This window comes from Nocardia sp. NBC_00403, assembly GCF_036046055.1.
Classification (GTDB): Bacteria; Actinomycetota; Actinomycetes; order Mycobacteriales; family Mycobacteriaceae; genus Nocardia.
On record NZ_CP107939.1, the window covers coordinates 1,474,260 to 1,494,640 of the forward strand.

At 64.0% G+C, this 20,381-nt stretch carries 23 protein-coding genes, 1 tRNA gene and 1 other RNA gene; 16 read left to right on the forward strand and 9 right to left on the reverse strand.

Translation table 11 applies throughout. From position 1 onward, the window contains the following. Positions 1-7: 7 nt before the first annotated feature. Positions 8-1,660, reverse strand: a complete 1,653-nt coding sequence (locus OHQ90_RS06320) for an amidohydrolase (RefSeq protein ID WP_328408189.1) — start codon at positions 1,658-1,660, stop codon at positions 8-10. A 483-nt stretch (positions 1,661-2,143) separates the two neighbouring features. On the opposite strand from OHQ90_RS06320, the gene OHQ90_RS06325 reads away from it, so the two are divergent. Beyond that, positions 2,144-2,593, forward strand: a complete 450-nt coding sequence (locus OHQ90_RS06325) for a GtrA family protein (protein WP_328412615.1) — start codon at positions 2,144-2,146, stop codon at positions 2,591-2,593. A 186-nt stretch (positions 2,594-2,779) separates the two neighbouring features. Here the strand turns inward: OHQ90_RS06325 and OHQ90_RS06330 are convergent, their stop codons facing one another. The 3 genes from OHQ90_RS06330 to OHQ90_RS06340 all read right to left on the reverse strand — a co-directional run bounded on the left by OHQ90_RS06330 (position 2,780) and on the right by OHQ90_RS06340 (position 5,090). Beyond that, positions 2,780-3,229, reverse strand: coding sequence for a hypothetical protein (locus OHQ90_RS06330; RefSeq protein WP_328408191.1), 450 nt, complete (start codon positions 3,227-3,229; stop codon positions 2,780-2,782). Between the two features lie 269 nt (positions 3,230-3,498). After that, positions 3,499-4,464 carry a hypothetical protein gene (locus OHQ90_RS06335; RefSeq protein ID WP_328408193.1) on the reverse strand — a complete coding sequence of 322 codons (966 nt, stop codon included), beginning with the start codon at positions 4,462-4,464 and terminating at the stop codon, positions 3,499-3,501. Next, positions 4,461-5,090: a hypothetical protein gene (locus tag OHQ90_RS06340; protein ID WP_328408195.1), complete on the reverse strand. Its 630-nt coding sequence runs from the start codon at positions 5,088-5,090 to the stop codon at positions 4,461-4,463. Before OHQ90_RS06340 ends, OHQ90_RS06335 begins: the two co-directional genes overlap by 4 nt. 1,260 nt (positions 5,091-6,350) lie before the next feature. On the opposite strand from OHQ90_RS06340, the gene OHQ90_RS06345 reads away from it, so the two are divergent. Then, on the forward strand, positions 6,351-7,031 hold the full coding sequence (locus OHQ90_RS06345) for a hypothetical protein (protein WP_328408197.1): 681 nt from the start codon (positions 6,351-6,353) through the stop codon (positions 7,029-7,031). A gap of 225 nt (positions 7,032-7,256) precedes the next feature. Next, on the forward strand, positions 7,257-7,571 hold the full coding sequence (locus OHQ90_RS06350) for a putative quinol monooxygenase (protein WP_328408199.1): 315 nt from the start codon (positions 7,257-7,259) through the stop codon (positions 7,569-7,571). On the opposite strand, the gene OHQ90_RS06355 is transcribed toward OHQ90_RS06350, so the two are convergent. Continuing rightward, positions 7,572-8,792: a helix-turn-helix domain-containing protein gene (locus OHQ90_RS06355; RefSeq protein WP_328408201.1), complete on the reverse strand. Its 1,221-nt coding sequence runs from the start codon at positions 8,790-8,792 to the stop codon at positions 7,572-7,574. It abuts the gene before it with no gap. Between the two features lie 281 nt (positions 8,793-9,073). Here OHQ90_RS06355 and OHQ90_RS06360 point away from each other — a divergent pair, with 281 nt between their 5' ends. From OHQ90_RS06360 to OHQ90_RS06385, 6 genes are all read left to right on the forward strand, one after another. Beyond that, positions 9,074-9,274 (forward strand): hypothetical protein, encoded by a 201-nt coding sequence (locus OHQ90_RS06360; protein WP_328408203.1) that lies wholly within the window; start codon positions 9,074-9,076, stop codon positions 9,272-9,274. Then, on the forward strand, positions 9,274-9,585 hold the full coding sequence (locus tag OHQ90_RS06365) for a hypothetical protein (protein WP_328408205.1): 312 nt from the start codon (positions 9,274-9,276) through the stop codon (positions 9,583-9,585). Before OHQ90_RS06360 ends, OHQ90_RS06365 begins: the two co-directional genes overlap by 1 nt. A 116-nt stretch (positions 9,586-9,701) precedes the next feature. Further along, on the forward strand, positions 9,702-10,004 hold the full coding sequence (locus tag OHQ90_RS06370) for a hypothetical protein (protein WP_328408207.1): 303 nt from the start codon (positions 9,702-9,704) through the stop codon (positions 10,002-10,004). Next, on the forward strand, positions 10,001-10,444 hold the full coding sequence (locus tag OHQ90_RS06375; RefSeq protein ID WP_328408209.1) for a hypothetical protein: 444 nt from the start codon (positions 10,001-10,003) through the stop codon (positions 10,442-10,444). The genes OHQ90_RS06370 and OHQ90_RS06375 overlap by 4 nt, the downstream gene beginning before the upstream one ends. 62 nt (positions 10,445-10,506) lie before the next feature. Beyond that, positions 10,507-10,956 (forward strand): hypothetical protein, encoded by a 450-nt coding sequence (locus OHQ90_RS06380; protein ID WP_328408211.1) that lies wholly within the window; start codon positions 10,507-10,509, stop codon positions 10,954-10,956. Positions 10,957-10,987: 31 nt separating this feature from the next. Then, positions 10,988-11,167, forward strand: coding sequence for a hypothetical protein (locus OHQ90_RS06385; protein WP_328408213.1), 180 nt, complete (start codon positions 10,988-10,990; stop codon positions 11,165-11,167). Here the strand turns inward: OHQ90_RS06385 and OHQ90_RS06390 are convergent. The 3 genes from OHQ90_RS06390 to OHQ90_RS06400 all read right to left on the reverse strand — a co-directional run bounded on the left by OHQ90_RS06390 (position 11,140) and on the right by OHQ90_RS06400 (position 12,973). Then, a complete protein-coding gene (locus OHQ90_RS06390; RefSeq protein ID WP_328408214.1) occupies positions 11,140-11,721 on the reverse strand; it encodes a hypothetical protein in 582 nt (193 codons plus the stop codon). The two genes, OHQ90_RS06385 and OHQ90_RS06390, sit on opposite strands and share 28 nt — an antisense overlap. A gap of 119 nt (positions 11,722-11,840) precedes the next feature. Beyond that, positions 11,841-11,925: transfer RNA gene (locus tag OHQ90_RS06395), tRNA-Ser, on the reverse strand. 55 nt (positions 11,926-11,980) lie between these two features. After that, the gene (locus OHQ90_RS06400) at positions 11,981-12,973 is read right to left on the reverse strand and encodes a hypothetical protein (protein WP_328408216.1); all 993 of its coding nucleotides are present in this window, start codon (positions 12,971-12,973) and stop codon (positions 11,981-11,983) included. A 120-nt stretch (positions 12,974-13,093) separates the two neighbouring features. Here OHQ90_RS06400 and ffs point away from each other — a divergent pair. Then, positions 13,094-13,188: signal recognition particle sRNA small type (ffs, locus tag OHQ90_RS06405), an RNA gene on the forward strand. Positions 13,189-13,343: 155 nt separating this feature from the next. Continuing rightward, positions 13,344-14,633 carry an aminotransferase class I/II-fold pyridoxal phosphate-dependent enzyme gene (locus OHQ90_RS06410; protein ID WP_328408218.1) on the forward strand — a complete coding sequence of 430 codons (1,290 nt, stop codon included), beginning with the start codon at positions 13,344-13,346 and terminating at the stop codon, positions 14,631-14,633. Between the two features lie 61 nt (positions 14,634-14,694). Here OHQ90_RS06410 and OHQ90_RS06415 read toward each other — a convergent pair whose 3' ends face one another. Then, positions 14,695-15,543, reverse strand: coding sequence for a methyltransferase domain-containing protein (locus OHQ90_RS06415; protein WP_442941333.1), 849 nt, complete (start codon positions 15,541-15,543; stop codon positions 14,695-14,697). Positions 15,544-15,708: 165 nt separating this feature from the next. Here OHQ90_RS06415 and OHQ90_RS06420 point away from each other — a divergent pair, with 165 nt between their 5' ends. From OHQ90_RS06420 to OHQ90_RS06440, 5 genes are all read left to right on the forward strand, one after another. Beyond that, positions 15,709-16,284, forward strand: coding sequence for an HhH-GPD-type base excision DNA repair protein (locus tag OHQ90_RS06420; RefSeq protein WP_328408220.1), 576 nt, complete (start codon positions 15,709-15,711; stop codon positions 16,282-16,284). 125 nt (positions 16,285-16,409) lie between these two features. Continuing rightward, entirely contained in the window at positions 16,410-17,159 is a 750-nt protein-coding gene (locus OHQ90_RS06425) for a hypothetical protein (protein WP_328408222.1), read from the forward strand. Between the two features lie 488 nt (positions 17,160-17,647). Further along, positions 17,648-18,691, forward strand: a complete 1,044-nt coding sequence (locus OHQ90_RS06430; protein ID WP_328408224.1) for a GNAT family N-acetyltransferase — start codon at positions 17,648-17,650, stop codon at positions 18,689-18,691. Further along, complete coding sequence (locus tag OHQ90_RS06435) at positions 18,679-19,065, forward strand: hypothetical protein (protein ID WP_328408226.1); 387 nt, start codon at positions 18,679-18,681, stop codon at positions 19,063-19,065. The genes OHQ90_RS06430 and OHQ90_RS06435 overlap by 13 nt, the downstream gene beginning before the upstream one ends. After that, entirely contained in the window at positions 19,062-20,354 is a 1,293-nt protein-coding gene (locus OHQ90_RS06440) for a KamA family radical SAM protein (protein WP_328408228.1), read from the forward strand. The genes OHQ90_RS06435 and OHQ90_RS06440 overlap by 4 nt, the downstream gene beginning before the upstream one ends. Positions 20,355-20,381: the final 27 nt, after the last annotated feature.

Consider the following 20,381-nt stretch of genomic DNA (forward strand, 5'->3'; position numbering starts at 1 on the left):
AGCACCACTACTCCTGCTCCGGGTAGATGGTCCGCCCCTCCTTGATGGTCTCGAGCACCTGGATGTTCTTGATCTCGTCCGGCTCGACTGCGAGCGGATTGCGGCTCAGCACAACGAAGTCGGCCAGCTTACCCACGGTGATCGAGCCTTTGGTCGCCTCCTCGAAGTACTGGTGAGCGGCGTTCAGCGTGGTCGCCTTGATGGCGTCGAGCGCCGAAACCCGCTGCTGCTCGCCCAGCACATGTCCGCTGCGGGTGACCCGGGTGACCTGGCTGGCCAGCACCGCTATCGAGCTGGGCAGCGCCACCGGCGCATCATGGTGCGAGGTGTAGCGCAGTCCCCGCCGCAATGCGGATGCGGCAGGCGAGATTCGGGCCGCGCGCCGTTCGCCGAGCACGGTTTCCCGGTACCAGTCGCCCCAGTAGAAGGTGTGCATGGAGAAGAACGACGGAATCACGCCCAACTCCTGCATGGCATCGAGCTGATCCTCCCGCGCGGTTTGCGCATGGATCGCCACCGGCCGCGGATCAATGGGCCGATAACGTGTGGTGGCCTGCCGCAACGCGGTGATGAACTGGTCAACAGCGGCATCGCCATTGACATGCGCAAGGATCTGCCACCCCTTGCTGTATGCGCCGCAAACCGCGTCCAGCACCATGTCGTCCGTCATCGCCGGATATCCCCGGTACTCCGGGCCCTTGCCCCCTGGGGGCGTCAGGTACGGCTGGGTCAGCCAGGCGGTCCGCCCTTGCGGCGACCCGTCGAGCCCCAGCTTCAGCCCGCCGATCCGCAGTCTGTTCGTGTACTGCGGCCCAGGCGCCTCCTCGAGCTTCGCAGCCAGCGAACTGTCCGGGTAAGCGACCACATCGATATCGAACAGGCCATTATCGGCGGCGGCTCGCAGCGCGTCCAGATCCGTCGTCGTCATTACCCGGCCATCCTGCGCGGTCGTGAATCCGAACGCAGCCATCGCCCGCTGACCGAGCCCGATCAGCCGGCGGCGCTCCTTTTCGTCGAAGTCCTCTGCCGACTTCCCCCACGCCGCAAAGAATGCAGTCTCCTCCAGTACCCCATTGGGCACGAGGGTTCCGGGCCAGCGCCGGATCACCCCGCCCTCGGGATCTTCGGAGCTCTCGTCATACCCGAGCAGCTCGAGGCCCTTGCTGTTGACAGCCCCCAGATGGCTGGATTGGTGGATCACCAGCACCGGCCGCTCTACCGAAACGGCGTCCAGATCATCACGGGTCGGATGCGCGAGGCCCGCCAATTGGGCATCGTCATAACCGAATCCGATGATCCAAGTCCACGCCTTCCCAGTCTCGGTGTCGGTCCACGCCTTTAGCGCGGCCTGCAGCGCAGCGATGTCGTTGACCTCGCCATCGGGCGCGGGCAGCAGATTCGCCGTGCCTGCCTGGAACCCGGTCAGTGACAGATGGCTGTGTGCGTCGACGAACCCGGGCAGCAGCGTCCGGCCGCGCAGATTCACCAGCCGCGTATCGTCACCGGCCTGCGCCAACACATCGGTCAGGTCCCCGACGGCCGCGATTCGACCACCCTTCACAGCGACCGCCTCCACGCTGGGCCGGGCGTCGTCGACGGTGACGATATCCCCGCCGAAGTAGATGGTGTCAACTGCCGTGTTGGAAACGATCTCGGTCATGATTCCTCCGGAGTTGGTCGCGAAGCAATCTCCCAAGTATCGAACGGATTCCCGACGCACACAGGTCAATTGACGGATCGGTCAGCGGGCCTTCGGAACGGCTGGGCCCCTCCAACTCGACTCCACCATCGACGGCCGGGCGGAGAAGATCGCGTCGATGGTCGACAAGCCCATCCGCCGATCATTTGTTGCACCTGGCGTGCGGGGCGGTCACCGCCAGCGGCTCGTCGCTGAGCTCGAGCCTGTCGATGATCCCGTGTAATACACAGACCGGTGCCTGTTCGTCACCCCTTGCCCGCTGTGACCAGGCCGAACATCGTGTCGGTTGGCGTGTCAGGTCGGCGTCAGGTCGGTGTCGACCACGCTGGCGACAGTACTCATGTGAACAGCACAGCAATTGCCACTTCCGGGCTGCGGCAGCCATACGTCCACAAGACGATCCTCGATGGCTTCGATCTGACTATCGGTGCCGGCTCCTACCCGATGCTGCGCGCGGAATGGCTCGACCGACTCGCCCGCGTGATGCAGTATCTGCGCGGTGATCACGCCTTCGCCCAGCTGATCCGCTTCGCCCTGGTCGGCGGCTCCAGCAACATTGCCTATGTGCTGCTGTTCATGGCCATGAACGGGTTCGGCCCGTTGGTCGCCAATATCGTCGGCTCGATCGTCAGCACGGTGATCGCGAACGAACTGCACCGGCAACTCACCTTCCGCGCGGCCGGACGGGTCGGCTGGTTCACCGCACAGTGGGAAGGCGGCGGGCTGGCGCTGATCGGCCTGCTGATCAGCACGGCGGCGCTGGCCGGTCTCGAGTTCTGGGCACCCGGCCTCGGCGAGATCGCACAGGCGGGCGCCGTGATCGCCCTCATGGCGGCGGTCGGCGGTATGCGCTTCCTGGCACTGCGCGGCTTCGTCTTCCACGAAGGTCTGTAAGACACCTCGAATCAGCCCCCGGCGCCAAACTCCTGGTGCTATTGAAACGCAAGCGCTACAGGATGTTCCAGGTGATCGGCACGTTTGCTGCTGACGCCTACGAGGCTACGCCGCCGATGTCAACACTCAATGGCGTAATGCAGAGGTTCGGCATACTCGCCGAGCCCACAGAGATCATGTTACTTGTCAACACAATCCGCGGGCGAACACCATGCTCTTATCGCCTCCGAGGTCGTGCACGACCACCTGTCGCCCGGTTTTGCCGTCCCATTCGGTGTAATGCTCGTTCCCGGCATCGGCCTGCAGCGAATCCGCTACGCCGCTGCCCTGCCAGTACTGGCTCTTCCAGTTGCTCGGCACTCCAGCCTGGAATTGGTCGAGATGCGAATTCGCTTGGAACGAGTCCAGATCGGCGCGCGGTAGCTCGGCAACCACCTCGACGGTCTGATCGCCACCGCCGGCCATGGCACTCTTGGTTGCGATGACTTTCGCGCTGTCCGGGAAGTGGATACCGCCACATTCCCCGATCTTCTCGACATCCGAGGGGTCGCTACCACATCCCGTGAGCACTAGCAGGCCGGCCAGCGCCGACGCCCAAGCGACGCGTACGCAGGCTTGGCTCCGGATGTGCCCCATCAAAGATCCCCCGACCACGTGTAGTCACCCAGCGATTCGGTGTTGCCACGCGCTTTGAAACCGCGCGCCCATCCCGCTTCCTCCAGCTGCCGCATATCGTGGTTGAGACCTTTCTTGACCGCCAATTCGGGACCGGGTGGTACGGCACGATCGGCTCCGGCTGGGTCGCCAGGGCCGAGCGCGACGACCTCGCCGCATTGCCGACGTCCTCCGTCCAAGTTATGCCAGCGGCCCCACCGAGAAGCCTAGATTGAGCAGGGCAGCGCAGTTCAAACGTGTCGGCGTAACTCCTTTCCGATGGAACGCAATTCGTCCAACGGCATCTGCAATTGCGTCGCGGCTGCGGAGAGTATTTTCTCGCCAGCAATTGGCGAGTCTTCGGCGATTGCGGTCAGTTCGGCGATTATCGGGCCCAGTTCCACAAATTGATGATCTCTAAGATAGTCAGTTAAATACTTCGGGTTGATGACTTCAAATTTCTCGAGTTTCGTTCTATTCATCATAGTGATGATGCATTCTCTGTAGCCCGCCACAGCTTCCGGAGGTAACTGGTACATCCTGGTCTCGACTTCGACGTCGGCGCGAGCCTGCGCGAGGTCAGTGGGCGGAGCAGCCGCCTTCTCGGCAACGTATACACCGATCGACAGCTGATACTTGCCGTCCCCGCCAGGAATCGTGAAATACGCCTTGTTGTGATCGGTCCGGTAGCTGATGTCGATGGTTTTGGCGATGATTTCGGGATCTTTCTGGAACATGGGGACCTGGACTACTGCTGGGACTTTCAGAACGAATGCTTTCGATCCCCCTGCGGTCGCGTCCACCCAGTTGGCCGTGCGGACGCCGTTGACTTCGAATTGCAGGACAGGAGTGTCGAACCCGGCGTGCTCAACCGCTGCGGTCACAAGATAGGTATCTTCTTCCCACAGCATTTCAAACGAATGCTGACCGCACTCCGGTCCGATATGGGACAGTATCGCTTCCCCTGCCGGTTTCAGCGGAGCATTCGTTATTTTTGGAGCGAGGGTCAGGGAGGCTTGCCGGACGGTGGGTAGCACGGCGCCGACCAGCAAATACACCACAGCTGACGTGTGATCTAAGACCCGCACCCCGATCCGGCCGTTCGACCAGTCCTGGTCGCCTTCAGGGCTGGGTATCGGCAAGGTGCCTTCGTAGAACACCCGGTCCACCGGGCCGTCGTTCGGAGCACCATCCTCGCGAAGGATCGTGTGGATCACACGCCTGGACCTAGGGTCGTGTTCGCAAGACCGCGGTCCCAGCCGCTGGGGGGCCGGTACTCGACCGTGGTCCATACCGGGTTCGGTCCCGCAGACGGTATCGCCACCAACGTCGGCGCGTCGCCGCGGCCAGGACCCGCCGCATGCAGCTTGACGAACGTAGGCGCCGCGGCTGCGGGCAGTTTCAGCACCCACTCAGCGTCTTTCGCATCGAAGCGCTGCATCGGGCGCGACTCCGCGAACCTCCACAGTGTCGCTGGCGAGACCCCTGGGCCCGCCATGCCCCACAACGGGCTCGCGAAGAGGAATTTGCGGTCCACCGCCGGGATGGAGAACGCCGGACGCTGCCGACCAAATCTCTTGGCAGACATTATGTCTACCGGGTCGTCATATGTACCCCACTGATCCACGGAATGCGCTGGCCCGGCCGAATGGCCGTATCCCAGGAGGTGGCCGAGTTCGTGGGCGATGACGTAGTGCTCGGTAGCGAGGTCGAAGTAGGAGACGCCATAGGTGTGCCCCTCTTGCCGGATCCCCGTGGTGCCGGCATCTACTGTGACGGCCCTCGGCCGCCCAGCGACCCAGATGGCAAGCCCGTCGAAAGTGTGTGCCTTCGATCCGCCCAAATTCTTGTTGATATGCCAGATCGCGTGTCCTGCGCCTATCGTGCGCCGTTCCACACCTATACCAGGGTCGCCTTCGAGTTCACTAATAGTTTTCGGGTCGGTTCCGACGTTGATCCACGGGTGTACGGTCGCCTCGATCGTTCGTGTCCCCCCGGTGACAGTCGACCAGTATCGAGGGAAACTGTAGGTGTACTTGGGGTCGAACAGCGTCTCGAGACTGTAATCGATCGGAGATGAACCCGGTGCGGAGCAGTCGATTCCGTAAACACCCAATCGAAATGGTGTCATTGCTAACTCCTTCATCTGACCTGGATAGTCGGGGCATCCGCATTGCCTGGCACAAGATACAATTCCGCCGCAACGGCCGAGCATTCGCTCATGCGTATCGCGGGACAGAACAGTTAGCTACTGAGATCGCCCGTTTTTGGGTAGGAACGCAGAGCCCCCTCGCCGCTCGCGGCGCGTCCATCGGTGGTGCTCGATAGGGCAAGCACCGACTTTTTGATGAGTGTCCATCGTCCCACGTGTAGGTTGTCGAAAGGGTCGATATAGTCCAACTGCTGCGGCGAGCATTACGGTGGCGCGATACTCGGCCGTCGGGTGCCACGGCTTGCCGCCGGCTGTCGCGGTGGGACTGTGTCGCGTCAGCGAGGGACCGGAAACCTACCGCCAGCCTCCGATCTTTTCATCGCCACCGACGATTCACCCATCTCACTGATTGATAGACTCTCGAAAGGCTTGCAGGCTCTCGGAAGGGCTTCCTGGCTGCCGAGACCCGATGCGACGGTTCCTCATTCGATCGTTGGCTCGGGCCCGAGCGCGCGGTATGCCCGACGAGTGCAGCCCATCAGCATGCAGACATTCGAGAAGCGCTTGGAGAAGGCCCTGCATCCCGCTGATCCCTTGCGTGGGATGCGCCTGCCACGCCACGACGAACCGGAGATCGATATCTATACATCGAAGCGTCGCGTGAGGTCAAGCGACCGATTGGTGATGTCGGGCAACATCTTTTCACCACCTAACGGCCAGTGACATTCGGGTGACTGGCAGAGGAGGATGAACTACCCCGGTCTCTTTACTAGAGAGGTGGAGGCAAATGTCCGACACGGACCTCGTCCTCGAGGGTGGAGGCGTAAAAGGTATCGCGCTCGTGGGCGCCATCGCCGTGTTGGCGGAACTTGATACGCGAGAACATATACATTTGTACGCTGGTTCCGTCGAGGGGGCGCTGATATCGAGTATCATTTTAGGGAGTGATTGATGCCGAAAAAGAAGCGACCTCGATCGCGAAGGAACCGTCAAACGAAGAACCCGCCGGATCGGGCAAACGCAACATTTTCGAAGTTCCCTACTTTGCTACAGAATGTAACTGATGAAAAGCGGGAATTACGCGATCGCAAGAATATCCCCCGGGCTGCCATCGCATTGTCACTCCTTGCCGCGATCGTAGTGGCAGGCCAATACTTGGATCCCTATATTACTGCTCCGAAGGGGCAATCGACTACAGCCCAGGCGGTCTTAGCTTTCATCGTCGGCGTACTCATGGGCTGCACTGTCGCTACTCTGACTATCGCATTTCTGACCATCTCATTAACTGATAGATCTGATGAGGCACTTACATTCCACGAGAAGCTTGCTCAGAGAGCCGCATTGGGCGCGATCTACGGGACGTTACTCGCGATCCGGGCTTCGGCGCATCAACTAGGTAGGGAAGGGGCAGAGCTTGACCTCATAGACGTAGTTGCGCGAGTGACTATGCTTGGAACTCTCGCGGGAATATCGACCTGCCTTCTTAGTTCTATTAAGGCGCTCTCCAGATCGCTGGCTGCTATCAGAATGCGCGACAAGGGATCATTCACTCTTGTCGCCATACCTTGTGTAGTTGGTCTTCTCGTTGCTATCGGAATTATTCCTCCGCTGATGCATGGTCGCGGGTGGTGAATATCGCTTTACCCCAACCATCCAACGCAAGCCAAATCGAACCTGCCATCGTAGGGTAGGCCGAAAAACGCCAGAATATTGCCACCAGGGCCACGGCTAGAGGCAGATGTGATCGAACGTGCGGTGGCGCGAGTGGGTTAGTACAAGAAGGACGACGGCGCCTAGGTAGCCTTCGATGATCTGCGGCCGAGCATGGCAGTCGGGTCGATCAGTTACGGTGGGCGGATGTACGCACTCGTGGTGAAGTTCGACTTGTTCGACGCCGAGAAGGCGGCAGGCTTCGACCAACTCGTCGCCGATACCGTTAAGAGCATCACTGAATACGAGCCCGGCACGCTGGTTTACGCCACCAACACCGTTGAGGGCGAACCGCTCTCGCGGATCTTCTACGAGGTGTACCGCGACCGCGAGGCGTTCGAGGAGCACGAGCGGCAGCCCCACACCCGACGGTTCCTGGACCAGCGAAACGAATACGTCGCGTCGTTCCGCGTCGAGTTCCTGACACCGCTGGTTGCCAAGGGTCTGCCCACAGCCGACTGACTACAGGCGGTCAGTGATCCCGCACCACACGGCGAAGCCGTGCACCGTTTCGACGGACCGTGCCTCCGCCCGCGCCAACGCGCGCACCGTCTCGTGAACCATCGGGTTGTACCGAGTCTGTGACGGCGCAATCGACTTTGCGGTCACGAGTGCGTCGAACGCGCGGCGGCGCTCGCCATGCATCAGGTACGCGCGGGACAAGTCGATGTAATGGTGTCCCGCGCGCTCTTTCGGTGCATCGGCCGGGATGACCAGCGCCCGCGCCCGGTTGAGTGCTTCGGTGCCATCCATGGCCTCGACCGCCAGCGCGACAGACCAGATGCCGACGTTCGTCGGACCGAACGACAGGACAGGGTCGCGATCGTCACCGAGGCGGGCGGCGGTCTGTCGCGCTTCATCGAGATGCATATCGGCAAGATCGCGTCTCCCGGACCGTGAGGCGGCCAGCCCGGATTGCAGGTGCAGACCTCCCCAAGCGATGAGGTCGTGCCGTCGACCGGCGCCGAGGCGCGGTTCGATGCTGGACCGGCAGCGCTCCAGGAAATTGAGTGCTGCACTCCAGTCGCCGCCCGAGGTGAGTAGGGCGGCGCGCTGGAACTGACTCGTCGCAATCCACAGCTCGTTGCTTGCTTCGTTGGCTGCCCACCCGAGCCGGTCGATCGCGAGCGCGGCCAGGTCGGTGTATCCGAGTTTGTGGGCGAGGCTGTGAGCCGAGTAGTAGAGCTCGCACAGCATCGTCAGCGCGCGGTCGCGGTCGCTCCCGCTGCTGCGATGCACGGCCGCGCGCACCTCACCCAGCAGGGACGGCAATGCGTCGCCGAGCTTATGGAACGACGCGGCCCGGCGATATCGGCACACCTTCTCGACATCGCCGGCCATCTCCGGCAGCCCACGAATGACCGGCACATACGCGTTGTCAATGTCGTATGCGGCCAGCTCGGTACGCAGCACCGCTATTGCGGCATGAACCTCGGTGTCCTGTCCGGGCGTGGGGGCGAAGGGCTGCCCGGTCAAATCGGTGACGTTGACCCGCAGCGCTTTGGAAACCGCGCCGAGGAAGGCGGGGGTGGCACCCACTCGCTTTTGCTCGACCGACCGAATCAGGCCGAGCGATATATTCGATCTCTCCGCCAGCGTTTTCTGGGTGAGCCCAGCCAACTTCCGCGCCTGCGCTACCCGGTCCGCAACGCTACGGCGATCTTGGCCCATAAGAGTCACCATTCCATTCAACGCGCTTCGTACTACCAAGAGTACGAAAAACCTTGGTACTTCGCGGACGTGGACTGCGGCACCGTTCTCATCAGGCCCCGACGCCGGGTAGGGGGCGTCCCCTCATCGGCATACCGACTCGCATCTAGCCGCCCGTTGGTGTGCACGCCTCCTCAGCGTTGGGTGCCTACCAATGAGCCAGCAGGGAGGCGCGGGATGAGTTGGTCTGACAAAGATGGCGATGACGACAACGGGACGCCGCGGCAAATCTTCTACCAGCGGGAGGCGCTGCCATGAACGCCGCCGAAGCACTACCGAATCGCATTCCGTTCGTCGGCCCACTGGCCACCTATGTCGGAGCATCGGCCGATGTGGTCGAGCGCTTCGCCGGGGCCGTCCGAGAGTGGGCAGGACAACCCCCGCCCGCTGAGCCGTCTCGGTGCCGGGGTGTCGAGTCCCCCGGCACCGGGCGCACCAATGACGAGGTGGCGTGATGCGCCGAGACAGGTTGCGGACCACTCGAACCGAGGATGGTCGCAAGGTCGCGGTGTGGCAGTTGGCGCGGCGTTCTGCACGCATCCTGCGCGTGCAATTCACTTCCGAGTCGTTCACCGCCTATCGGCTGCCGTCGCGGACACCGCTACCTGCTGCACAACCCGGAACGATCATGTTCGACGGGGACCCGGATCTGGCCGCCGCGCGGGAGATGCTGCACAAGCACGGTGACCTCTGGGACGCGCTTCGCGATGACTACTGGGCCGCTCTGGGGTCGGCGAAGGATCTGCCAAACCCATTGGGGGCGTGAGTCAGATGTCCCAGATAGTTCCGGCGGGTTCGAACTCGACCCGGCTCAGCGAATCGTCTGCGCGCCGAAGCGTAATGACCCGGCAGGAACCGGCAGCGCAATCGAAGGGAAAACCAATGCACCACAAAGCAATCGGTCTGTTGCTGCTCGACATTACGGGCTCGAACAGGGTCCGTGACGAGCAGGTGATCAGTGACTTGGCCCGCCAGCGCGGTTACGAGTTCACCGGAATCCTCACGATCCGATCAGACACCTACATGCCCACGACTCTGGTCGTCGAAACCGCATGCAAGGCAGGGGCTGTCGCCATTCTGACACCGCATCTCGACCACTTCGGCGGACACGCACGAGCGGTCGCCCTGGCCTGCGATCTAGTGACACCGGCCGGGACCGTACCGCGGTCGAGCGCGAAACGGTGACCGCCGACTGCACGGTTCGCATGATGCCAAAACGCTGCCCTCGGTGCACCTTTGAAGATGCCGAGCCTAAAACCGGAATCTGCCGCTACTGCATGGCCGCTATCGAGCGGGCACGCGATGCCGTGCTTGTTGCTATGAGCGAAGCGACCGCTACGGCGGGGTGGCTGCAACGTGAGGACGGATCGTGGGCACCCGTCGACGAGCGCGGCATGGTCGGCCCGACGTTCGCAATCCCGGCCATGTCGTTGCTCGACGAGCCCGACGTGATCGACGTTGAGCCGCTGTACTCTCCCGAGCTTCGCGACGCTCTCGAACTGGCCGTGCGGATCGCCCGCGAGGCCGAGTGCGAGATCGTTGAGATTGAGCATGTGCGAGACGCGCTCGACCGACTGCACCCCCAACCACGAGCGAGCACACCGCGCGGGTCGGATGAAGCCTGACACGTCACGAGAGTACTGAGCGTGCGCAGGCCGTTCAGGTGGAAGAAAGATGGGGAATCCCATTGCTATCTCGCTGTAACACAATCCTTTTCGTCGGAATCCTCGGCTCCGCCGCGCTGGGCACCGCACCGGCCACCGCCTCTGCGCAGCCGCTCGACATCGCAGCAAAGTCGTGCGGATTCGAGTTCACCTGGAGCACACCGATGGTGACATCGCCGCAGATCACCGCCCTAGGCTTCGCGCAATGCGACGCACCGCCCGATGAACACACCCTGACCCTCGCTCTGGAATACGACAACCACGGGCGGTGGGAGAACGCCGCCTACCGGACCGATCGCAGCATCCCACCAGGCCCACCGAACTACACCTCCTACGAAACCTCCGCTGCGTGCTACGCGGGGAAGTGGCGTATGAGCGTGAGCATCCTCGGCAACCTTCGCGGTACGCCCTTCGCGTTCAGTGACCATTCGCAGCCGCGAGAGGTACCGTCCAGCCAATGCCCGAGCCGATGAGAGGAAATCTCTGGTGCCGAACCCTATTGACGTGAGCAAGTCCCGGGAATTGCGGGACTTGCTCCAGCCGATCTACGAGGAAGTAGCGGCCCTGCTCGGTGCCGAGCACCCGGCGGCGGTGTCGCTGCAACAGGCCGCGACCGAACTCGCCGCCGCCGCGCCCGGCCCCCGACGCTATGGCGACTATGAACCGGAACCGCCAACCACCTGAGACCACAGCAGACGATCGAGTGCGCCGCGGCGCACTCGATCGTCTGCGCTAACGTGTCGGCCGCGGTGGGCGATCATCCGGCAAAACCCAACCACAGGGGGAAACCTTGACATGGACGCGGATAAGAGACCGTGCCTGTTGTGAATCGTCTTCGGCGAGTTGCCGACCTCCTGCTCAAGGTGAATCACCCACGCGGCATCCATGTCTTGCGTGACGGCCTCGACCGGCGTGTACGCGCCATCGAAAAACGGGGTTATGTATCGGTGATACCGGGTGCGTGTGGCTTCCTCGATCCCGGTCAACCGGTTTGCGTAGCGACGCAACCACTCGGTCAGCGTGACGAACTCGCTCTGCGTGGCGCCCTGCTGCGCGGCGAGGATGCGCTCGGCCTCGAGCGGGCCGACCTCGTCGAGCAGCTTCGCCCAGCGGATCGCGGCGCCGTGGTCGTCGAAACTCTGCGAGGTCTCGACGGTGCGGCCGTCGCATTCGACGCGATAGCGGACCTGGCTGTAAGTGGTGTTGTCTTTGCGAATGCGAATGCGGGGTGTGGACATGTTCGCGCCTTATGGGTCGCGACGCCGATTTCCCTCAGATTTCGGTTTGTGGACCGGAGGTGTGGACCCAGGTCACCGGCAAGATCTGAAATCTTGCCGGTGACCTGCGTCCTTCCCGGCGGAGGATAGGGGATTTGAACCCCTGAGGGCGTTAACCCAACCCGCGTTCCAGGCGAGCGCCATAGGCCACTAGGCGAATCCTCCGTGGAGCAGCATAGCGGGTGCCCCCCGTCGGTCGCCAAATGGGCCTGCTGGGGAGCTATTTTCGCAGGCCTGCCATGACCTGGCGGGCCTGCGCCTCGGCGGCGGCGGCGACTGCGGACCGGTCGATCGAGGTCTTCGAGTAGATGCTGATCTCGACCTGGAGGGAGAGATTGCTGTCCAGCACGCCGATCGTGTAGTTCAGCGAGTTGAAGGATGTGGACGTGTCCTCGCGGTAGGCGAAGTACGCCTCTTGGCCGAGTCCGCTCACAGCGCCGGAGCTCCGTCCGGTGCCCGAGGTACCGGTGTCGATGTCTTTCCAGATGTTGTAATGCGGCGACCCGTACTTGCTCGCGAAGTCCGCGTCCATGGTCAGTGACGCGCTGTTGATGCTGGTGCCCTCGTACTTGGCATCGCAGTTCAGCGAACCGCCGCCGTAGTCGCTGTCGGGCTGGTCCTCGGTGTGCGTGAGTTCCTTCTGGGTGGGCGCCCACCGTGCGAGGACCGAAGGCGTGATGAGGCTGCACGAGTCCGTCACCTTGTCCATGGCGTAGTCGCCGGTCCAGGACTTGCTGACGCCGCCGATGCTCTTCGCCGCGACGACCAGGCCGCCGATCAGGGCGATGACCACGACCAGTGCGGCGATGCCGCCGATGATCCACCCCGTGTTGCTCCGCCGCCGCGGGGGCGTACCTGGGTAGCCGGCGCCGTAGACGGGCGCCTGTGGATAACTGGGCGGTCCAGGGGGCGGGGGAGCGGGCTGTGCGTATGGCGGCTGTGCATAGGGCTGCTGTGGCGACGCGTACTGCTGTTGCGGTGGCGTGTACGGCTGCTGTGGTGGGTACGGTCCTGGTGGCGGCGCGTAGGGCTGCGGTGGCGGCGTGTAGGCGTCGAACTGTCCTGGTACCCGGACCATCGTCGGGTCGGCGCCCGACGAAGATCCGGAGCTGTCGCTGGTGGTCGGCGCTTCCCACCACTGGGGTGTCGGCTCCGCGTCGCTGGACGCCGCCGGCGCCTCGTGGCCGCCGTGCGGCGGATTCTTGTCTGTCACCTGTCGATCCCCTCGTACGGTGGGGAAGCCCCTCCGATATTGGAAAGATCGTAACCAGTGCTCGCGAGTGCGCGCGGGCCCCGGATGGTGGGGTGTGATCGAGGAGCCGCTACACTGGCCAACGGATCCCGCGCGGCGCGCATCCTGTGAACTCCCCCAGGGCCGGAAGGCAGCAAGGGTCAACGGGCTCTGCCGGGTGCGCGGGGTCCCCTTAATTTCAGCGCTCGGCGGGTCGACGATCCCGAGCCGCTTATCCACTCCAATTCGGAGCAACCGCCGGGTAACGTGAACAGCGGTCCGCCGGCGGTCATACGGACATCGGCCGGACGTCACCACTCGCCCCTTTTGCTGCTTCGAAAGGCTGCCCAGGATGCCCCGGCAAACGCAGATCGGTTTGATGAGCCACGCGGAGCTCGTGTCGGAACACGAGACCCAACACGCGAATTACGCGACGCTCGGGACCGAGAAGCTCACGCTGGACCTGACGAGGGGAAAACCCTCGCCGGAACAACTCGACTTGTCCACGGAGCTGCTTTCCCTGCCCGGTGCCGGCGACTTCCGTGACGGCACCGGCACCGACTGCCGCAACTATGGTGGGCTGCACGGACTCCCGGAGCTGCGCGCCATCTTCGGTGAGCTGCTCGGCATTCCGGTGGACAACCTGATAGCGGGCAACAACGCCAGCCTGGAGCTGATGCACGACGTCATCACCTACGCGATGCTGTACGGCACGCCCGAGTCGAAACAGCGCTGGGCGGCCGAGCCCACGGTGAAGTTCCTGTGTCCGAGCCCCGGCTACGACCGGCACTTCGCGATCACCGAGGCGCTCGGGTTCGAGATGATCCCGGTCCCGATGAACCACAACGGCCCCGATACCCACTCCATCGCAGAGCTTTTGGCGAACGACCCGCAGATCAAGGGTCTGTGGGCGGTGCCGAACTATGCCAACCCGACCGGTGTGGTGTTCTCCGAAGAGGTTGTTCGGGAACTGGTTTCGATGCCCGCCGCCGCGCCGGACTTCCGATTGTTCTGGGACAACGCCTATGCGGTGCATCCACTGACCGACACCGCCGCCCCGGTCATCGACGTGCTCGGACTGGCCGCCGCGGCCGGAAACCCCAACCGCCCCATCGTCTTCGCCTCCACCTCCAAGATCACCTTCGCGGGTGCGGGAGTCAGTTTCCTCGGCGCCTCGACGGCGAACCTGGATTGGTACCTCGGGCACGCGTCGAAGAAGAGCATCGGCCCGGACAAGATCAACCAACTGCGGCACCTGCGCTTCTTCAAGGACGCCGACGGTGTGCGTGCCCACATGCAGAAGCACCGCGCCATCCTCGAACCGAAGTTCGCGCTGGTGCTGCGGATTCTCGAGGACCGGCTCGGCGCATCGAAGGTAGCGTCCTGGACCGAACCCAAGGGTGGCTACTTCATCAGCCTCGATGTGCTCGAAGGCACCGCGGCCAGGGTGATCGCGCTTGCCAAGGACGCCGGGATTGCGCTGACCGCGGCGGGTTCGGCGTTCCCCTACCGGAATGACCCGGAGGACAAGAACATTCGAATCGCGCCGAGCTTCCCGAAGGAAGCCGAACTCGAGAAGGCGATGGACGGTCTCGCGACCTGTGTGCTGCTGGCCGCCACCGAGAAGCTCCTCGGCAAGTAGCCCGCAACGACAGCGGGCGCACACCGAATCCGGTGGGCGCCCGCTGTCGCGTTCTCGTGGGTCAGAGCGGCTTGTGGGCCAGCACGGCGAACATGGTCACCGACAGATGGATATCGCCGCTCTCGGCGCCCGCCTCGAGGTCGGCGATCAGCTGATCGCGCTGCGCCTCGGTGATGACGCCGCGCGCCACCGCCATTGCCGAGATCCGATTGACCAGCGCACCGGCGCCGACGCTGCGGTCCTGTACCAGCGCATGGGAGCCGATCTCATCGATGACCAGGCCTGCCTTGGTCAGCAGTCCGGGCAGCAGCCGGCCCGACAGCGGGTTGGTCGTCGCCGAGAGCAGGGTGTCGACGACCTCCCTGACCACCTGACGATTGCCGGGATGCACGATCGCGGTGCCCCAATCGCTGTCCACCACCACAACCCGGCCGCCGGGACGTAGCACCCTCGCGATCTCGTTGGCGGCGCGGATCGGTGCGGTCAGATGTTGGAAGACCCGCTCGCACAGCGCCGCATCGAAACTGTCGGCGCCGAAGGGCAGGCCGTAGGCGTCGCCGGAATGGAATTTGGCGGTCGACCCGGCCTGGGCCGCGCGGCGTTCGGCGGCAGCGAGCAGGTGCGGGTCGGGTTCGACGCCGATCGCGGTTCCGGTCGGTCCGACCGCGTCCGCGAAGGCGAGCACCTCCGATCCGGAGCCGGAGCCGATGTCGACCGCGCGCTCGCCCGGCTGCAGTGCGAGTGCGTCGTGGGCCCAGGTCCGCAGTCTCCGGATGCCGGGCAGTGCCGCATGTAGATCGCGTACATCGACCAACTGATCCTGACCCGCGCTGTCGAAGCGGTCCGGGCGCAATCCGTGCGAATCCATTGGCCCGATTCCGTCCCTCGGTTCGGCCGTCGTCTGAGGCATGGCCGAGAGCCTACGCGGGGGCTTACCACATCGCACGGCAGGTCTGTGAGGTGCATCACGATCGAGGGCTTCCGTCGATCCGGGTGGCCGAGACCACGCGCGGTCGGTTGATGAGATGATCGAGGACGAGTCGATCGTGGCGTCGAAGACCGGGAAAGGAAGTCCGTGACTGTGAAGCTGTGCCTCGCGCAGGACCCGGAGGCGGACGAGTTGTTGTCGGAGAGTTCGTTCGCGCTGCTGGTCGGCATGCTGCTCGATCAACAGTTTCCACTCGAGCACGCGTTCCGCGGTCCGAAGAAGATCGCCGACCGGATGGGTGGGTTCGACATCCACCGGATCGCCGAGGCCGATTCCGCCGAGTTCGAGGAACTCTGTGCGACACCGCCGGCGATTCACCGCTACGGCCGGTCGATGGCACGCCGGACCCAGGAGCTCGCCAAGTATGTGCTGGAGCACTACGACGGCGACGTCGAGGCGATCTGGACTGCGGGCGACCCGGACGGCAAAGAGGTGCGCAAGCGCCTGAACTCCTTGCCCGGATACGGCGATCAGAAGGCGCGGATCTTCCTCGCCCTGCTCGGCAAGCAGCTCGGAGTGCGTCCGAAAGGCTGGGAAGCAGCCGCGGGGGCCTACTCGGAGCAGGGTTCGCGCCGGTCCGCCGCCGACATCGTCGATGCCGAGTCGCTATTGGAAGTGCGCGCGTTCAAGAAGCAGGCCAAGGCTGCCGCGAAGGCGAAGTAGTTTCCATTCTGTTCGCTCCAGGTTTGCCTATTTGGAATCTGTCTGCGTTTTTCCCTCGTCCCCTCGTGATTTCTCGTCGATGCTTTGCCCTCGGAAGCTCCACCTGAGATGAGGGATTGCAGTACATGAGGATGAGGAAGCTAGCCGTTGTCGCGGCGCTGGTGACCATCGCGACCGGGGTTGCTTCGGGCACCTCCGGCGCGGCGCCGGCGGCGACCGAACAGACCGGCGACGCAATCAATTTCACCGCCCAGACCACCGAAACGCAGTCGATCGTGACGATCGATGCCGGCTCGCTCGTCGTCGAGGACGACGCACTGAAGATCAAGGCCGCCGACGGCACTGTTGTCGCAGGCACGCCGCTGAAGTTCCGCATCGATGAGTTCGAGTTCCCGATCGCGACCGAAATCTCCGGCCGCACGGCGACTCTCACTCCGCAGATCGATGCGGCCAAGGCGGTCTACAAGCCGGTTGCCCTGCCGTATGAGGACAAGGCGCCGTGGAAGACCGAGTACGACCGTGAGCTGGCCGCCTGGACCCGGCTGACGAGCACCATCTCTATGGGTGCGACCGTCGGCACCCTGGTCGGCGGGCTCGGCGGCGCGGCCATCGGCTGCGTCCTCGGCGGCATCCTGGCCGGCACGGTCGCCCTCGGCACCATCGTCGGCCTGTTCGGTCCGTTCCTCCCCGCGGCTGCTGTCGGCTGCATTGCGGGTGTTGCCCTGGTCGGTGCGGTCGGCACCGTGCTGGGTCAGATCTTCGTCACGGCTCCGGTGGCGATCGGTGCGGTGATTCAGTACTTCACCACCATCAACCAGCCGTTCAACGCGCCGGCTGCCCCTGCCGCACCTGCTGCTCCGGCTCCGGCCAAGTAGGTCGCTGCGCGCAACCGACATCCGCGGTCGTCACCGCCGCGGAAACAGGCCCCGCCCGGTTTTCGACCGGGTGGGGCCTTTCGCTGTGGTCGGTCCGACCAGGCGGTTCTTCGGGCCACCGACGGATCGCAACCGTCGCCGCGTCCAGCCGGGCAGAATCCGGGTGCCGATGATGCGGGCGTCGCGAACTCCGGCCGCCACCCGGGTTCCCATTCCTGGACAGGATTCGGGTAGATCGGAAACCGCAGGGGCCCAGGAAGTTGCGGGCCGAGCGGGTGGAGTATCTGCGTCCTCTGAGACTCGGTCACAGCAACAAAGTGGCATCGCCGCGAGGTAAGGCCCGGTGTGCCGTTCCGGATTTTCACGCCTGGGGAGATGACCAAAATGTCGATACGTTACTCATCGTACCGACGGGTAACGGTACGATAATGAGCGATAAAGACTCCGGTGGGATCGCGTCTCATCGATCGGGAATCTGCAGGTGAGAGATGCATACGGAACTGAAATCCGTCGTGGACTGTCCTTCGGAATGGGCCACGCTCGAAGCCTCGACCCCGGACTATGCGGTGTCCACACGCTGGCTGGAGACGATGGGGCCGCTGCTTCCTGGCGAGCCGCGTTGGTTCGTCGCCAGCGTGGACGGGCAGCCGCAGGTCGGCCTGTACACCCGCTGGCTGGACGATCCGCCCACCGAGCCGCGGTACGACATTGCCGCAATCCTGCGCGGCGACATTCCGGCCTTCGGGGAACGTCTCGCCGCCGCGCCCGCGGCTGCCGCCGAGTCGCTGTACCCGGCCGTGCTGGCGCTGCAGCCCGGCTATACCTGTGCCGCCGCCGGTCCCGGTGCAACGGACCCGGCAATGTTGCACAACACCCTGCAGACTCTCAGCGGCTGGGCTGAACAACAGGGTGCGAAATCGGTGTCATTTCTCTATGTGCCCGAGCGACAACGTCTTCTGCATAAAGTCCTGGCCGACTTCGGCGCCCAACCGGTCTCGCTGTACCCGACCTGTGTGATGTCGGTCGACTTCGGTGATGTCGAGGAATTTTTGGCGCAACTGCCCCGCCAGCGCCGCGGTGACCTGCGGCGGCTGTTGCGCCGTATCGACGAGAGCGGGATGACGCTCGGAGAGGACGATCTCGGTGCGGTCCGCGACCAGGTCCTCGAGCTGCGCTCGAGCACGTTGCACAAGTACGATTCCGTCGCCGAGCGGGATGTCCAAGCCGCGACGCTGGATCGGATGATTCGCCATTACTCGCCCGAAGACCGCGTCGTGACCACGATCCGGCGCGCGGAACAGGTCGTCGGTTTCGTGCTGGCGCTGCGCCACGGCGACACCCTGCGGGCACTGTGGTGCGGACAGCAGCCGGATGCCTACGGCGCCTATTTCGTGATGGCCTACTACGGGCTGGTGGCGGCCGCGCTGAAACGTGGTGTCACCCATATCGACTACGGCACTCTCAAGTGGCCGCTGAAGATGTCTTTCGGCTGCGTCCTGGAGGAGCTGGCGGGTTATACGTGGACGCCGTGAACCCGGCCGCCGGAAGTCGGCTGTTCCTGCCCGGCCAGGCGATTTCACTGCTCGGCGATGGTGTGGCCGTGCTCGCGATTCCGCTTCTTGTACTGCAGTTGACGCACAACCGCGAGCGGTCGTCCTGGCATGGGCTCGGCGCCGAGTTCCGATCCGGTCTGCGCTATCTCGGCACGTCGCCTGTCGTATTGTCCCTCGCGGTATTGCAGGTAGTAGGTCTTCTCGCGGAATTCGAGCACAACGATCCTCGCCCGGCGTTCCTGACCGGTGCCGCACTCATCGCGGTGTCCACTCCGCTCGTCTGGATTACCGGACTCCGCCGACACAGTGACGTGTTCCCTCAGCACAGCGACGAGAAATTGGTGGCCCCATGAAACTGTACGTCGGCGAGCGGCTCGAAGAGATCGCCCGCGGGCGCGGCCTGCCCGATGACTATCTGCGTGACCTGCGCGTGGTGAGCAGCGTGCTGCCGTTCCGAGTGAATGAATATGTCATCGACGAACTCATCGACTGGTCGGCGGCACCGGACGACCCGATCTTCCGGCTCACCTTCCCGCATCGGGACATGCTGCCGACCGAGGTGTTCGCGAGTATCGCCGGACTGCACGACGCGGGCGCCTCGCGGGAGGTGCTGAACAAGGCGGCCGCGCAGGCGCGCGCAGAGCTCAACCCACATCCCGGTGGCCAACTCGAGGCCAACGTCCCGGTCCTGCATGGGCGGCCGGTGCTCGGTCTGCAGCACAAATACCGGGAGACGGTGCTGGTTTTTCCGTCGCAGGGACAGACCTGCCACGCCTACTGCGGCTACTGCTTCCGCTGGGCCCAGTTCGTCGGCAGCGAAACCCGCCAGGCGCTGTCCACGCCCGCAACCCTGGAGACGTATCTGCGGGAGCATCCTGAAGTCACGGACGTGCTGTTCACCGGTGGCGACCCGATGATCATGCGGACCGCGGTGCTGCGCCGCTGGGTGGATCCGCTCTTGGCACCCGACCTGGAGCATGTCGCGACGCTGCGATTCGGGACCAAAGCGCTTTCTTACTGGCCCGCCCGGTTCACTGAGGACGCGGATTCCGACGACCTGCTGCGGCTGCTCGAACAGTGCACCGCCGCCGGCCGGCATGTCGCGGTCATGGCGCACTTCTCCCACCCGCGTGAACTGCAGACGGCCACCGTGCAGCGAGCCCTGGCGCGGGTGCGGGAGACCGGCGCTGTGGTCCGGGCCCAGGCGCCGCTGGTCGCGCACGTCAATGACAACGCCGCAGCATGGGCTGAGCTGTGGCAGCAGCTGGTGGGGCTCGGCGCGATTCCCTATTACATGTTCGTCGAGCGAGACACCGGCGCCCGCAACTACTTCGAAGTACCGCTGGCGCGCGCACTGGACATCTACGTCGATGCGATCGCGCGCGTCTCCGGGCTGGCCCGCACCGCCCGCGGCCCGGTCATGTCCACGCACATCGGTAAGGTTTTGATCGACGGCGCTCCCACCATCCTGGGCACAAAGGTCTTCGCCCTGCGACTGCTGCAAGCCCGAGATCCGAATCTGGTCGGCGACCAATTCTTCGCCCGCTATGACCCCACCGCCCACTGGCTGGGGGACCTGGAACCAGCACTGGGCACCAAAATCCCCTGTAGTGCAGGTGATTTCGCCGATGCGGCTACGTGACTCGGAAGCGGTCGGTGCACTGCCTGG